The organism is Dokdonia sp. (genome assembly GCF_039945015.1).
Taxonomy (GTDB): domain Bacteria; phylum Bacteroidota; class Bacteroidia; order Flavobacteriales; family Flavobacteriaceae; genus Dokdonia.
The window spans coordinates 210,235-225,128 of the sequence record NZ_JBDUXP010000004.1; the positions used below are offsets into that span (position 1 = coordinate 210,235).

General features: G+C 33.5%; 13 protein-coding genes. 8 read left to right on the forward strand and 5 right to left on the reverse strand.

The window, feature by feature from the left end:
• Window positions 1-53 precede the first annotated feature (53 nt).
• Window positions 54-1,460 (forward strand): hypothetical protein, encoded by a 1,407-nt coding sequence (locus ABJD27_RS03140; protein WP_348171206.1) that lies wholly within the window; start codon window positions 54-56, stop codon window positions 1,458-1,460.
• Here the strand turns inward: ABJD27_RS03140 and ABJD27_RS03145 are convergent.
• Together ABJD27_RS03145 and ABJD27_RS03150 are read right to left on the reverse strand one after the other, a co-directional pair.
• Entirely contained in the window at window positions 1,457-2,887 is a 1,431-nt protein-coding gene (locus ABJD27_RS03145) for a hypothetical protein (protein WP_348171203.1), read from the reverse strand. The two genes, ABJD27_RS03140 and ABJD27_RS03145, sit on opposite strands and share 4 nt — an antisense overlap.
• A 37-nt stretch (window positions 2,888-2,924) precedes the next feature.
• Window positions 2,925-3,608 carry an ATP-binding cassette domain-containing protein gene (locus tag ABJD27_RS03150; RefSeq protein WP_348171200.1) on the reverse strand — a complete coding sequence of 228 codons (684 nt, stop codon included), beginning with the start codon at window positions 3,606-3,608 and terminating at the stop codon, window positions 2,925-2,927.
• Between the two features lie 373 nt (window positions 3,609-3,981).
• Between ABJD27_RS03150 and ABJD27_RS03155 the strand changes: the two genes are divergently transcribed.
• From ABJD27_RS03155 to ABJD27_RS03185, 7 genes are all read left to right on the forward strand, one after another.
• A complete protein-coding gene (locus ABJD27_RS03155; protein ID WP_348171197.1) occupies window positions 3,982-7,005 on the forward strand; it encodes a tetratricopeptide repeat protein in 3,024 nt (1,007 codons plus the stop codon).
• A 34-nt stretch (window positions 7,006-7,039) separates the two neighbouring features.
• Window positions 7,040-8,821 (forward strand): TonB-dependent receptor, encoded by a 1,782-nt coding sequence (locus tag ABJD27_RS03160; RefSeq protein ID WP_348171194.1) that lies wholly within the window; start codon window positions 7,040-7,042, stop codon window positions 8,819-8,821.
• 72 nt (window positions 8,822-8,893) lie between these two features.
• Window positions 8,894-9,337 (forward strand): hypothetical protein, encoded by a 444-nt coding sequence (locus ABJD27_RS03165; RefSeq protein WP_348171191.1) that lies wholly within the window; start codon window positions 8,894-8,896, stop codon window positions 9,335-9,337.
• A gap of 12 nt (window positions 9,338-9,349) precedes the next feature.
• Complete coding sequence (locus ABJD27_RS03170) at window positions 9,350-9,820, forward strand: hypothetical protein (protein ID WP_348171188.1); 471 nt, start codon at window positions 9,350-9,352, stop codon at window positions 9,818-9,820.
• A gap of 56 nt (window positions 9,821-9,876) precedes the next feature.
• Entirely contained in the window at window positions 9,877-11,508 is a 1,632-nt protein-coding gene (locus tag ABJD27_RS03175; protein WP_348171185.1) for an amidohydrolase, read from the forward strand.
• Between the two features lie 76 nt (window positions 11,509-11,584).
• Window positions 11,585-11,899, forward strand: coding sequence for a hypothetical protein (locus ABJD27_RS03180; RefSeq protein ID WP_348171183.1), 315 nt, complete (start codon window positions 11,585-11,587; stop codon window positions 11,897-11,899).
• A gap of 15 nt (window positions 11,900-11,914) precedes the next feature.
• A complete protein-coding gene (locus ABJD27_RS03185) occupies window positions 11,915-12,157 on the forward strand; it encodes a DUF3820 family protein (protein ID WP_348171180.1) in 243 nt (80 codons plus the stop codon).
• Window positions 12,158-12,195: 38 nt separating this feature from the next.
• Here ABJD27_RS03185 and ABJD27_RS03190 read toward each other — a convergent pair whose 3' ends face one another.
• The 3 genes from ABJD27_RS03190 to ABJD27_RS03200 are packed head-to-tail and all read right to left on the reverse strand — an operon-like array spanning window position 12,196 to window position 14,819.
• Entirely contained in the window at window positions 12,196-12,921 is a 726-nt protein-coding gene (locus tag ABJD27_RS03190) for an SAM-dependent methyltransferase (protein ID WP_348171178.1), read from the reverse strand.
• A 9-nt stretch (window positions 12,922-12,930) separates the two neighbouring features.
• Window positions 12,931-14,313, reverse strand: a complete 1,383-nt coding sequence (locus ABJD27_RS03195) for a PQQ-dependent sugar dehydrogenase (RefSeq protein WP_348171176.1) — start codon at window positions 14,311-14,313, stop codon at window positions 12,931-12,933.
• Window positions 14,314-14,360: 47 nt separating this feature from the next.
• Window positions 14,361-14,819 carry a low molecular weight protein-tyrosine-phosphatase gene (locus ABJD27_RS03200; protein ID WP_348171173.1) on the reverse strand — a complete coding sequence of 153 codons (459 nt, stop codon included), beginning with the start codon at window positions 14,817-14,819 and terminating at the stop codon, window positions 14,361-14,363.
• Window positions 14,820-14,894 lie beyond the last annotated feature (75 nt).

Genomic DNA, 14,894 nt, shown 5'->3' on the forward strand with positions numbered 1-14,894 from the left:
TTTTAAAATAGTATTGTATTTAAGAGTATTTTTGATCTGTTAAATAATTTTAAATGACCTTAAAAGAAAAAATCATACTCTCCATTTGTTTTTTATTTTTAATACTGGAGTTTTTCTTTCTTACAGATATTCCTGCTTTTTGGGATGCTACAAGTAAATTTTTAAGAGCTGGGTGGTTATATGATCACAATTTTAAACAACTTGTAGTCCCTACCGAGTATAACTCAGGACATCCTCCCTTATGGATCTCAAGTATTGCTATTTTCTGGAAAGTGTTTGGAAAAGCTATTTGGTCAGCACGACTATTGCTACTGTTTGTGAATATGGGTGCTGTGTATCAACTCTTTTTATTATTTAAAAAGACACGCATTCCTCAAGTGTCTATACTACTATTCTTAGTACTATGTATAGAACCTACATTTATAGCGCAAACAACAAGTCTTAATAATGACATATTACTCTTGTTTTTTACTTTATTAGGAATCAATAGTTTACTGAAAAATAGTTGGTTTCTATATGCAATAGCACTTACAGGTATACTTTTTACAAACCTGAGAGGTATTTATATTGCAATAGTACTTATACTTACGCATATAGCATATATTAAGTTTGGTATACAAACATTAAAACGAAATATGTATTATAGTTATGCTATTGCTATTGTTGCTTTTTTAAGCTTTTTATTATATCAATATCAAGAATTAGGATGGGTTATTATCACAAAAAATAAATCGTATTCACAGCATAGAGAAAGTACCTCTTTGATCAATGCACTAAAGAATAGTATTGCTTTTGCCAAAAACTTGTTAGAGTATGGACGTTTTGTGGTATGGTTACCATTACTAGTGTATCTTTTAAAATTCAGAAAAGGAAAGAATATTGATCGTAGATCAAAAGCACTTTTAATACCACTCTTTTTGTTTTTATTTATTTTCTTTTTAGGAATGGTGCCTTTTAGTAACCCTATGGGGCCTCGTTATCTCATGATTTGTAACCTCCTTGCTATCTTATTATTTTTTAACGCGTTATATACTTTTGAATATACATCAATTAAAAAAAAGGTAGTAATAGCAATTACGGTACTTGCTTTTATTACAGGGCATTTATGGATTTACCCAGCAACAATAGCACAAGGTTGGGATAGTTCTTTAGCATATTTGAGATATTATGGACTAGAGAAAGAGATGTTGTCTTTTATAGAGCAAGAAGAGATTCCCTTTACACAAATTGGAACAAATCTTCCTATGCATAATAGAGCGTATGCACGTGCAAAAGATGATGGAGCTTCAGAATTTCAATTTGCGAGTATCGATTTACAAGAAAATGAGTTTTATTTATTTTCAAACATTGAAAATAAAACACAAGATGAGGAGATAGAAATATTAAAAAAAGAGTGGGAGATTGTAAAAGAATACACAAGTATGGGAGTCTTTCTTACCTTATATAAAAGACCAAATTAACGTTTGATTTTTCTTTTTAAAATTCGCAGCTCTAATCTAAGTGCGTCAAACATATTAAAAAGACCTATTTTCTTTAAAAATAATGCTCTTGCTCTCTCAAAATCAGGATTTGTGGGTATCGCATTAACCGCTTCGTGATTATCTACTAGATATTCGATAATTTTTTTATAAAGCCTACTCGTAAACTTATCTCTATCTTTCCTTTTTGTGGCTAAGAGGAGACGTAGAAGAGCTCTTGAATTAAAAGGAGACATTAATTCAAAGTTCAATGCATGTGCTTCTGTTTTAGCTTTGGCAGTCCAGTTTCCCATTTTTTCTTCCCAATAAAACATGTCTAGCAAATTATAATCATATTGATTTAAAGTTTTTTTATTTTGAGATAACCATTCTTGATAGGTGTCAATAACAAATACATTGTCAGAATACCCATTAAGCAATGTTAGTTTTTTTGCTGTGACAGGAGTGATGTAATTAAAGTAATTCCTTGCAATCTCACTGATGTTACCATTAATTAAAATTTTGTCAGCAATTAGTTTTGGAAAAGAGGTTGTTCTAGGGTTATCGATATTCTGAGTAGTATCTAATGTATCGTTTGACGCTTCAGAATCTTTTATAACGTGAAGTTTTTTATTAAATAATGCAGTGATTTCCTGAGCGATCTTGATATCATAATGATCATCATCCATATCTTTATGTTGTGATACAAAATAATCACATTCAGTATGTAAACTAGCAAGGAATAGAAGACGACTATCAAATCCTCCAGTTACGGGTAATATGATTTTATGCCTATGTGATATAGCTGTGATATACCCTTTGAGCATAACAGCTGCTTTTTTAGCAACATCGTCTATAGGTTGCGACTCAATTTTAGTGACTGGAAAGAAACGTACTGTCTCTTTATTTGATAAATCAATATAATGATTAGGTGCAAGGTGTTTTACATTTGTACTTGAGGTGCTTGTTCCTATAAATAATTTCTTTTTATCAAAAAGAGTCGAATTATAATACGGGTGATTTTCTTGACGACAATCTTTATTTGAAAGTAAGTTTAATTGAGACCCTAACTCAGCATAATCTTCAGTGTAGTATACTTCTTTTTGAGCACAAGAATCACTTAATAAGAAGAACTCTTTCTTTGTAACATATATAATTACATATTCTCCATAATATGTATCAAGAAGCTTAAAAAAGCCTTCCTTCGTTTGTTGTTTAACAAGAATGTCTAATAAATCTTGATTGGATGACTTGGTATCTACATAATCAAATAAACTGCCTAGTAAGTGTAACGAAAAGTCACCCTCTTGAGCATGCGTATATTTTAAATTAGTATTAAACTGTAGCGTATAATGTTTGATTTTTACAACAGAACAATTATCATGATTTTTAGGTGATGAATGACTAAAAATAAATTGTTTATTATTCATATTGTGTTAATATGCAAATGAGATTGCTTATATAATCTTACACCGTCCGTTGCACGACCTCAAATATCTTATTGTTATCACATTTTAAGGTCTTAGATGGATACTTAAGTAACAATGCATAATCGTGGGTTGCCATTAAGATGGTATTTCCGTTTTTATTAATTTCCTGCAATACTTGCATCACTTCAACACTTGTTTGCGGATCTAGATTCCCTGTAGGTTCATCAGCAAGAATAAGTTCTGGATCATTGAGTAATGCTCTAGCAATAGCAACACGTTGTTGTTCTCCTCCAGAAAGTTGGTATGGATATTTAAAATCTTTACTCTTCATACCTACTTTGGTAAGGACCTCTTCTATTTTTGCATCTATGGCAATCTTATCTTTCCAACCTGTTGCTTTTAAGACAAAAAGTAAATTATCTTTTACAGTACGGTCATTAAGTAATATAAAATCCTGAAAAACAACACCTAATTTCCTGCGTAAAAATGGAATTTGTTTTTCTTTTAAACCGTGTAGAGTAAATCCTACAATCTCTCCTTCACCCTCAGAAAGTGGTAAATCTCCATAAAGCGTTTTCATAAAACTACTCTTACCAGATCCCGTTTTCCCGATGAGGTATACAAAATCCCCTTTATTTATAGTGACGTTGACATCAGAGAGGATTAAGTTTTCTCGCTGGTAGATAGCCGCATTGTTAAGATGAAGTACTGAATCGGACATAATTGGTATTTGGTTTAAAAATACTAGAAATTAAAATAAGTAACGGGTGTATCGTATGCATTATTCTAACTTTTATTAACAACGTAATAATTGATCATTCTATATAAGCATTATATAATTGAACTTTTTGTATAAATCACTTAATAAATATTACTAGCAACTTTTGTCTTTTCTTAAATTGTTAATTTCCTTTTTAAAACTCTATATAATTATACGTCATTTCTCCCGTTATCCATACAGAAGAAAAGTATCTTTGAGTAAGAAAATAGACCCAATCAAAATGAGCATATTTAGATTTTTTGTTTTTAACTTTTTGTTAGGAAATAGAAAAGATTTACATACGTTCAATACATCATATCAAAAACATCCCATTATGCAGAAATTAATCACGGTTCTTACCGCATTTCTACTATATAGTACTGTACTCTCGGCACAACAAACAGCGATCTATACAGATGACCTTGTAAAGTATAATAAAGCACTCTCACTATACAATAGTCAGCAATACCTAGCAGCGCAAACCTTATTTGAAGAGGTTAAAAACGAATCTAATGACACGACAATTCAAGGAGATTGTTCGTACTATATAGCAAATGCTGCAGTACGTCTCAATCAGCAAGGAGCAGATAATCTTATGCAACGCTTTGTGACGGACTATCCTACAAGTACAAAACGTAATTCTGCATTTCTTGATGTAGCTTCTTTCTATTTTGATAATGGGAAATATGCGTATGCACGTAAATGGTATGACCGTGTAGATGAAGGTAATCTTACAGGAAGTGTAAGAGAAACCTTTGATTTTAATAATGGATATTCATACTATAAAAGCAAACAATTTGATCAAGCAAAGACATTTTTAAATCGTGTACGCGATTCTCAAAAATATGGATCACAAGCCAAATACTACTTAGGTTTTATGGCTTATGAAGGAGATGATTATAAAGAAGCAGATGAGCTTTTTGATGCTGTAGAAGACAAGGAAGATTATAAAGAAGAGCTCGCTTATTTTAAAGCAGACCTCAATTTTAAATTGGGAAAATTTGATCAAGCCATTGCCGAAGGAACCTCACAACTCCCTACTGCAAACCCGAAAGAAAAATCAGAACTCAATAAAATCATAGGAGAAAGCTACTTTAATCAAGAAAAGTATGCCGAAGCCTTACCATATTTAAAAGAGTATAAAGGAAAACGAGGAAAATGGAATAACACAGATTATTACCAATTAGGATATACCTATTACAAACAAGGAGATTATGAAAATGCCATTAATGAATTTAATAAAATTGTAGACGGAAGTAATAGTGTTGCTCAAAACGCCTATTACCATTTAGCAGAATCTTACTTAAAAACAGAAAAGAAACAACAAGCATTAAATGCATTTAAAAATGCATCAGAGATGGATTTTGATGCAAAAATAAAAGAAGATAGTGGTCTTAACTATGCAAAGTTGAGTTATGAGATAGGAAATGCGTATCAAACTGTTCCGCAAATTCTAGCAAACTACGTAAAAGACTACCCAAAAACACCTGCAAAAGAAGAACTAGAAGCATTACTTATAGATTCCTATATCACGTCAAAAAACTATAAAGAAGCACTTGTCCTATTAGAAAAGAATAAAAGCTTTGAAAATAAGGTTGCCTATCAAAAAGTAGCTTTTTATAGAGGTGTCGAGTTGTACAATGCAGGAAGTTACTTAGAATCTCAGGAAATGTTTGAAAAATCATTAAAAGAACCTAGAGACGAACAGTTTGTAGCTAGAGCGACCTATTGGGGAGCAGAGTGTGATTATATCTTAAGCAATCATAAAGAAGCAATCATAGGATATAAACAATACCTTCAAAATAGTAATGCTAGTTCGACTCCAGAATATCAAGATTTAGATTATAACCTTGCTTATGCTTATTTCTCAGATAAAGATTATGAGAATGCCGCTTCTTATTTTGAAAAATTCACTTCAAATAACACAGATGATAACGTACGACGTAATGACGCCTATTTGAGATTAGGAGATAGCCGTTTTATTTCTAGTAAATACTGGCCAGCACTCGAAGCTTATAATAAAGCCATTGCCTTAAACGCAGCCGACAAAGATTATGCAACTTTCCAGAAATCAATGAGCTATGGTTTTGTAAATCGTAATGATGATAAGATTGAAGGATTGTCTAATTTCTCGCAAAGCTTCCCAAAATCAAGTTACCGAGACGATGCACTTTATGAATTAGGAAACGTATATGTCTCACAAAACAAAAATGCTCAAGGAATTGCCGCATATGATCAACTGGTACGTGATGTACCAGGAAGCTCATATGTCTCTAGAGCATTGCTTAAAAAAGCATTGATTTTTGATAATAATAATGATTCAGATAAAGCCCTAGCAATTCTACGTAAAGTAGCCGCAGATTATCCAGGAACGCCAGAATCACTACAAGCAGTGACAACAGCAAAACTGATATATATTGATTTAGGACGAGTAAATGAGTACGGACAGTGGGTGAGTACCTTAGACTTTATAGATGTAGAAGATGCAGAGTTGGATGATGCAGCATATACTTCGGCAGAAAAACAATACCTGGAAAATAATGCAAATCAAGCAACTCGTCTTTTGGATGAATACATTGAGACATACCCTAACGGACAACATGCACTTAAAGCACATTTCTATTTAGGGCAACTCGCTTTCGCGAAAGCGGACTACCCAACAACCATTCCTCATTATCAATATGTAATTGCAAAAGAGCGATCTGAATTTACAGAGCAAGCCTTAGCACGATTAGGACAGGTATTCTTAACAGAACAGACGTATGCTGAAGCTATTCCAGTATTAGAACGCTTAGAAACCGAAGCAGACTTCCCGCAAAATGTCATTTTTGCACAATCTAACCTTATGAAATCACATTATGAGTTAGATAATTACGCGCAAGCAGTGACCTATGCAGAAAAAGTGTTGACAAACACCAAAATAGATAACGCTGTAAAAAGTGATGCGCAAGTAATCATCGCAAGAGCTTCTATAAAAACAGGCGATGAAGATCGTGCAAAAACAGCATATAACGAAGTAAGACAAATAGCAACAGGAGCACTAGCTGCCGAAGCATTATACTATGATGCTTATTTTAAACACCAAGCAAATGATTTTGCAGGATCAAACACAACCGTGCAAGAACTTGCAAGAGATTATAGTGGATATAAAGAATTTGGAGCCAAAGGACTTGTCCTAATGGCAAAAAACTTTTATGCCCTAGAAGATGCATATCAAGCCACTTATATACTAGAAAGTGTTATTACAAATTTTGCCGATTTTCCAGAGGTTGTAAAAGAGTCACAAGCACTCTTAGTCACCATAAAAGCAAATGAAGCAAAAACAAATTCTTCTGTAGAAGAAGAAGGCGGAAACTAATAGTTCATCAATCACAGACTTAACAAAACGATATATGATATTTCATCACATCAAAAAATATAGAACTCTTTTCTTCCTTACCTTTTTAGGAGGGATATGTCAAGTACAGGCACAAGAAAAAGAAGAAAAGAAAGAAAAAGAAAACTTAGGAACAGAAGTTGTTAATGTTGTAAAACCTTACACTCCTACGATAAGTGATGCTTTTAAAGTAAAAGCAACCCCAAAACTGAATGACTCTGTAAATACAACAAAGAAGAAAGTTACCTATAGTATTTTTTCTGTACCAGTAGCAAGTACATTTACACCTGCAAAAGGAAAAGCAGCTGCTGTAAAAAAAGCACCAAAACTAAAGTTATATGATAATTATGCGACCTTAGGTTTTGGTAGTTTTACCTCTGTACTAGCTGAGTTTTATAGTAACATCCAGATTAGTCGTACAGAAGATTTTGGGGTCTTCTTAAATCATAATTCATCACAAGGTGGGATTGATAACGTATTGGTAGATGACTTTTTTTACGACACTCGATTAAACCTGAATTATGGGGCGAGAGAACGTGATTTGTCATGGCGTGCAGATTTAGATGTACGACATCAAGTATTTAATTGGTATGGTATCGCACCATCAATTATAGGAATACCTGGACCTGCAGATGCACCAATATTAAATGAAGATTTTGATGTAACACATTCTTATTTTACGGCAGGTGTAAATGGGAATCTACAATTTAAAGATGCAATCTTTAAAGAAGGAAAAGCAACAATACGTTACTTTGGAGACTCAGAAAGTAGTAGTGAGTTAAGAGCTATTGTACAACCAACAATAGAATTTCCTATTGCTGGAGAAAATATTACAACAGCATTTACAGTAGATTATGTAGGTGGAAGTTTTGCAAATGATTTTAATGCAACACTAGAAGAGTCAAATCACAGTATTCTTAATGTAGGAATAAACCCAAGTTTAGTCATATTAAGAGATGACCTTACTGTAAATCTTGGAGTTGCAGGATTTGTAAGCCTCGATAGTGAGAATAGCGCAACAGATATTTTTGTATATCCAAAGATCACAGCCTCATACCGCGTCGTAGGTGATTATTTTATTGCTTATGCAGGATTAGAAGGAAATCTAAAACAAAATAGTTATTATGATTTTGCAAATGAAAACCCATTCATAGCTCCGTCACTTGCTATTACTCCAACAGATCAACAATATGATGGATATCTAGGGATGAAAGGAAAGTTGTCTAACAGTGTGAGTTATAACTTACGCGCAAATTATGCATCAGAAAGTAACAAAGCTTTATTCCTATTTAATCCAGCACTAGTTCCTTCTCAAGTTGCTTTTCTAAATGGAAATTCTTTCAGCGTTGTGTATGATGATGTAGAGACGTTAGGTATTTTTGGAGAGTTAAACTTTGATGTCAATAGCAATTTCAAAATGAAAGTAAATGCTCAGTATAACTCTTATACAACCGATGGTCAAATGGAGGCTTGGAATTTACCTGAATTAAAAGCTTCTTTATTTGCAGATTATCAAATTACACGAGAATGGTTTGCTGGTGTAAATCTATTCTTTGTAGGAGAACGTCAAGATCTATTATTTGCAAATAACCCATTAGACATTCTTGCACAACCACAAATTACAACCTTAGAAAGTTATATAGATGTAAATGCTCACGTAGGATATCGCTTTAATGATAGACTCTCTGCTTTTGGTAGAGTTAATAATATTCTTAATAGCGATTATCAGAAATGGTTAAACTATGAAGTACAAGGGCTCCAAGGCATGATAGGAGCGACATATAAGTTTGATTTTTAGGATTAAAAGAATATAATCGTTAGATTTTATTTATAAGACGCAACCTTTTGTACTTTTTAGAATCTTAAGGGTATGAGAAGACTAATCTTTATATTATTTATAAGTGCATCCTTGATACAATGCGATTCAGATGATGACCTTGACTGTAGTACGGTTTTATGTGCAGCTCCAGTACTTACTTTTGAACTTATAGATACAGATACGAATGTTAGTATACTAGCAAATATTCCAAATGGTGGTACACTAGATGGCTTGGTTATTACCAATAATGAGGATAATAATGAACTTGTCGTTAATCAAGATTATTTTATAGGACAAGAGCGTATTTTTCTGAATTTTTATTTAGAAGATATTCAAGTTTCCTTAGAGGGAATCTTTGATATTCAGATTTCGTCTCAATTAGAAACAATACCTAATGGATGCTGTCCTACTTATAATTATAATAATGTTGCCGTAACCAATGCTACCTTCGAGACTACAGATCCTGAAGGATTATTCTTGCGTATTTTTATTTAAAAACAATATATAATGTTTAAAAAGATCCCCCACTTTATAGTTGTATTGATTGTTTGTATTGCCTGCTCTTCAGATAATGAAGAAACATCAGATGCATGTGCTCTAGTAGACTGTGCAACGCCTGTACTAGCCTTACAATTTGTCAACCAAGAAACAAACGAAGATTTATTTTTTAATGAAGCCTTTCCTATTAATAATTTACAAATTATTAATACAAGTACAGAAGAAACTGTTCCCTTTGGAGTGAATAGGTTAGAATTTTCAGAACAAATTTTTATAACATTGCCTTCTTTTGGAACCAGTAGTGCTACAGAAAATTATCAAGTAATTATTCCCGATGTATTTGATATAGCGCTTAGTTTTTCTGTTGCATTGATAGAAGATCCTTGCTGTGTAGGTAATATTTATAATGATGTATCAATAGAAGGGAATAATGCAGGAATCGTAAATTTAGACCTGAATACTTATAGATTACTTTTTTAAGAAAGAGAAAATTTTAAAAAGAAGAAGGTTTTGTACTTTAGTGCAAAATCTTTTTTATGAAAAAAATAGCCATTCTATCTCTTTTTGCAATACTATTCTACGCCTGTGAATCAAAAGAGGCGGTAGACATACTTGTCATTAATGCAAATGTATATACTGTAAATGATGCTTTTGCAAAAGCAGAATCTTTTGCCATTGTAGATGATAAATTTGTAGCCATAGGAACTTCCGAAGAAATGATGGCTAAATACACAGCATCAGAAGTGATAGATGCTTCAGGAAAAACGATTCTTCCAGGACTTATCGATGCGCATTGTCATTTTTTTGGACTTGGTCAAAACCTTCAAGTAGTAAATCTGGTAGGAACAACAAGCTATGACGCTGTGTTGGAACGTGTTTCCGCTTTCGCGAAAGCGAACCCAACAACTACATTTTTGAGAGGAAGAGGATGGGACCAAAATGATTGGGAAGTCCAAGAATTCCCTACAAAAGAAAAGTTAGATGCTTTATTTCCGGATGTGCCAGTTGCATTAGAACGCGTAGATGGTCATGCTTATTTAGTAAATCAAAAAGCCTTAGATCTTGCTGGAATTACAGCGACAACAGAAGTAACAGGAGGAGAAATCGTAAAAGATAATGGAAAACTTACAGGAGTACTAGTAGATAGACCTCAAGAACTTATAGATGCTGTCATGCCAAAAGCTAGTAGATTACAAAATATAACAGCGCTTAAAGATGCACAGGAAGTATGCTTTTCATATGGACTTACTACGGTAAATGATGCTGGTCTGAATAAGGATATTATTGAGATGATAGATAGTCTTCAAGTAGCTGGTGATCTTAAGATGCGTGTATATGCCATGGTGACTAATAATGAAGAAAATCTAGATCATTATCTCACAACAGGAAAAGTAAAAACAGATTACCTTAATGTACGTTCTGTAAAAGTATATGGTGACGGTGCTTTAGGATCAAGAGGCGCTGTGCTAAAAGAAACCTATAGCGATAAAGAAGGACATTTTGGAGCGATGGTGACGCCCGTATCTGATATTCAAAACCTCTCAAAACGTATAGCAGAAGCAGGATATCAAATGAATACACATGCTATAGGTGATAGTGCAAATGTAGTAGTACTTAGAGCATATAAAGAAGCGTTAAAAGATATAGAAGATCCACGATGGAAAGTAGAGCATGCGCAAGTAGTCGCTCAAGGAGATTTTGATTTTTTTAATACCAAAGTGCTACCTTCTGTACAACCTACACACGCCACTAGTGATATGTATTGGGCAGAAGATAGAGTAGGAGCAGATCGTGTTAAAGGTGCTTATGCCTATAAAGATTTATTAAAAAAATCTGGAATTGTGATTTTAGGAACCGATTTCCCTGTGGAACAAGTAAGTCCTTTTTATACATTTTATGCAGCAGTCGCTCGTAAAGATTTAAAACAATATCCAGAAGGAGGATACCAAATGGAAAATGCGCTCACTAGAGAAGAGACCTTAAAAGGAATGACGATTTGGGCGGCTTATTCTAATTTTGAAGAACAAGAAAAAGGAAGTATTGAAGTGGGAAAGTTTGCCGACTTTATTATCATGGATAAAGATATTATGACAGTGTCAGAAAATGAAATTCCAAACCTAGAGGTCCATACTACCTATGTAGGAGGAGAACAAGTATATGGCGAATAAAAAAAAGATAATTAAGTATTTTTGGATAATATCAAGATTCCTATTAATAGTAATGTTTTTTAATGCATTGTTCAATGTGTCAGAAAAATCAACCATATTCCTTAATATACTCAATGGTTCATCATTGATATATGTTGTCTTAATGGGAATCATCTTTTTTAATGAAGTTTCTGGAAAGAAAGGAACTAATTTCTTGAAGCTTTATACTGGAATTCTATCTATTGTGTATGGAGTTGCAATACTTGCATTCTTGATAAGTTTGAGTAGTGATTACTTTAGTACTTATGAGAAATTTAAATTTTTTATTGGTTTTTTTATATTAGTAGTATTAATCTGTATTTGGATAATTTTATTTGGAATTCATGATTTGCGAAATAGAAAAATGACATAGATTTAAAAAAAATAATTGACACCTCAAGATCACCTTATAGAACTCGCTCATTATAGAATGCCTTTTGGTAAATATAAAAGCTACTATCTCGTTGATATACCAGAGTATTATTACGTATGGTTTAAACAAAAAGGATTTCCAGAAGGAAAACTCGGGCGCCTACTTCAAGAAATGTATGAGATAAAAATCAATGGGTTAGAACCTATGATTAAGAAAGTACAGCGTACGTATCCTAGACCCTCAAATTTGAGGCAATAAATAATAAAAAAACACCTCTACTAATAGAGGTGTTTTTTTTATAGTCCTTTGTGTATAATAAAAATAGCAGGGCGTTTATGAAGTTCTGGCATATTTGCTTTCCAGTAACTCGCAGGCTTTGTTAAGATGTATTCACTTGGTAATGTAATATCACAAGCAATACATATGTGTGTATCTTTATGAACCGAGCTGACAATGTCTTGTAACATTTTATCATTGCGATAAGGTGTCTCTATAAACAACTGTGATTGTCCAGTCTCATAAGAGAGTTTTTCTAGACGTTTAAGCTCCATTTTACGTTGTTTTTGCTCAATAGGTAAATACCCATTAAATGCAAAATTCTGTCCATTCATACCACTACTCATAATAGCCATAAGAATAGACGAAGGCCCAACAAGTGGAACTACTTGAATCCCTTTTTGATGTGCAATTTTTACAACATCGGCGCCAGGATCTGCCACCCCAGGAACACCAGCTTCAGAAAGTAACCCTACAGATATACCTTCAAAACAAGGATCTAAATACGATGGCAGTTCTTGCTCATCTGTATACTTGTTCAATAGTTTTATCTTTAATTTAGGTTGTGACTTCCCAGGAGAAATAGCTTTGATAGATCTTCTTGCTGTTTTTTCATTTTCAACAATATAGTCATCTACTAGTTCTATTACTTTTTTTACAGAAAGCGGTATTACTTCTAGGGCACTTGTATCTCCTAATGTTGTAGGAATAAGATATAGTTTGCCTAGTACTTGGGGCTCGGTCATGGTATTGTGTTAGTTAACAATTAGCTTTTGGGTATATCCAGACGCTTCAAGTTGTACAAGATATATTCCAGATGTAAGGTCTCCTAGAGATACTGTTGTTGTTAGATCTTGAATTGTATGAGACTTTACTAATTTTCCTGTAATATCAAAAATAGTAAGCGTATCTTCATTTGTAAATCTAGAAAATTCAATAGTTAATACATCTGTCGCTGGATTAGGATACATCGTTATTGTTGTTTCTTGAGTAACATCATCTACACTTAATAAATCGGCATCTACAACTCTATATACGGTTCCTGCAAGGCCAGCAATGTATAATTCCTTGTTTATATCTTCTCCAAAAGTAACAAATGAGTTATTATTAAATTGCTCACTATACGTAATCGCAGCAGGCGTTGTAGCATCTATATATGCGATCTCATCACTACATGTATCTGTAAAGAAATAAAGTCCTTGCATGGTTGGAAACTGGCTTCCACGGTAGACATATCCTCCAGCAATAGAGCATTTAAATGGTCCATTACCACTGTGATTATATTGAGCAACAGGGAAGGTGAGTTCGCTTTGATCTGGACATCCCGAAGTGTTGAAAGGACTATTCCCTTCATAACAACGCCATCCATAATTATGACCACCACCAGTACCGCGATCTACTTCTTCTATATTGTCTTGTCCTACATCTCCTATCCACATCGCTCCTGTTTCATCATCAAAAGAAAAACGAAAAGGATTACGTAATCCTAAATCCCATATTTCTGGTCTAAAGCTAGTATTACTTACAAAAGGATTTGTATCAGGAATAGCATAATTTAACCCATCATCTTGATTATCTACGTCGATACGTAGCATTTTACCTAAGAGAACACTTGGGTTCTGAGCCCTATTACCAGGATCTCCACCAGATCCACCATCACCTAACGCGATATATAAGAAACCATCATCTCCAAAAGCGAGACCTCCTCCATTATGATTTCCAAAAGGCTGATCTACTTCTAGGATTTCAAATTCTGAATTTGGATCGGCGATATTTGCATCACCAGTCACAGTATATCTTGATATCCGTGTGTCTCCATTGTTTCTTGTATAGTTTACATAAAAGAAACCATTGGTTGCATAATCAGGATGAAAAGCAAGTCCTAAGAGTCCTTGTTCATTTCCGTTATCATTTACAGGAATATTTATATATGGAGTACCATTTACGGTACCATCACTATTTAAAATTCTAATAGTGCCTGGTTGTTCCACGATAAAAAGACGGTCATCACCAGCATTTTGAATATCGATAGGACGGTTAAAGCCGGTTGCTACTTGTAAAATATCAACATCGGGATTTTGTCCATATGATAAAAAAGTAGTTAATAATAGCAATTGTAGGATTTTGAATTTTTTCATAATAAAGTAGTTTTTTTAAATATACAAAATCTAAAATGAAGGACGGATTAACTTATTTGTTGTGTGATAACATCACATGCTTCATCCAGCATTTTATATACACGTTCAAAACCATCATCGCCACCATAATAAGGATCAGGAACATCAACTCTCTCTCCAGGAAATATCAGATCTAAAATCATAGTAACTTTATTTCTGTCTTCTTGATCTTGAGCGAGTGCTAACACATTTTCTAGATTAGAACTATCCATAACATAAATATGATCAAAATCTGTAAAATCACGACTTGTAAACTGCCTACCTCGAAGATCAGAAATATCGATGTCATATTTTTTGGCTACGGCAATACTTCGCTTATCTGGGGGATTTCCTACATGCCAATTCCCTGTTCCTGAAGAATCTACTGTATATTGATTTGCATCGAGTTTTGTACGTAATATTCCTTCGGCTAGAGGTGAACGGCAAATATTGCCAAGGCACACCATGAGAATTTTGGTTTTGTTCATAATTGTTAGTTTGGAAATCTAAAATAAGAATAGTTCCGCTTTCGCGAAAGCGGAATGCTTTTCAATCTATACAGG

What these genes read in the sequence shown, in the direction of transcription:
- ABJD27_RS03140 (WP_348171206.1), top strand. Translation starts at nt 54, where the DNA reads ATGACCTTAAAAGAAAAAATCATACTCTCCATTTGTTTTTTATTTTTA.
- ABJD27_RS03145 (WP_348171203.1), bottom strand. Translation starts at nt 2,887, where the DNA reads ATGAATAATAAACAATTTATTTTTAGTCATTCATCACCTAAAAATCAT.
- ABJD27_RS03150 (WP_348171200.1), bottom strand. Translation starts at nt 3,608, where the DNA reads ATGTCCGATTCAGTACTTCATCTTAACAATGCGGCTATCTACCAGCGA.
- ABJD27_RS03155 (WP_348171197.1), top strand. Translation starts at nt 3,982, where the DNA reads ATGCAGAAATTAATCACGGTTCTTACCGCATTTCTACTATATAGTACT.
- ABJD27_RS03160 (WP_348171194.1), top strand. Translation starts at nt 7,040, where the DNA reads ATGATATTTCATCACATCAAAAAATATAGAACTCTTTTCTTCCTTACC.
- ABJD27_RS03165 (WP_348171191.1), top strand. Translation starts at nt 8,894, where the DNA reads ATGAGAAGACTAATCTTTATATTATTTATAAGTGCATCCTTGATACAA.
- ABJD27_RS03170 (WP_348171188.1), top strand. Translation starts at nt 9,350, where the DNA reads ATGTTTAAAAAGATCCCCCACTTTATAGTTGTATTGATTGTTTGTATT.
- ABJD27_RS03175 (WP_348171185.1), top strand. Translation starts at nt 9,877, where the DNA reads ATGAAAAAAATAGCCATTCTATCTCTTTTTGCAATACTATTCTACGCC.
- ABJD27_RS03190 (WP_348171178.1), bottom strand. Translation starts at nt 12,921, where the DNA reads ATGACCGAGCCCCAAGTACTAGGCAAACTATATCTTATTCCTACAACA.
- ABJD27_RS03195 (WP_348171176.1), bottom strand. Translation starts at nt 14,313, where the DNA reads ATGAAAAAATTCAAAATCCTACAATTGCTATTATTAACTACTTTTTTA.
- ABJD27_RS03200 (WP_348171173.1), bottom strand. Translation starts at nt 14,819, where the DNA reads ATGAACAAAACCAAAATTCTCATGGTGTGCCTTGGCAATATTTGCCGT.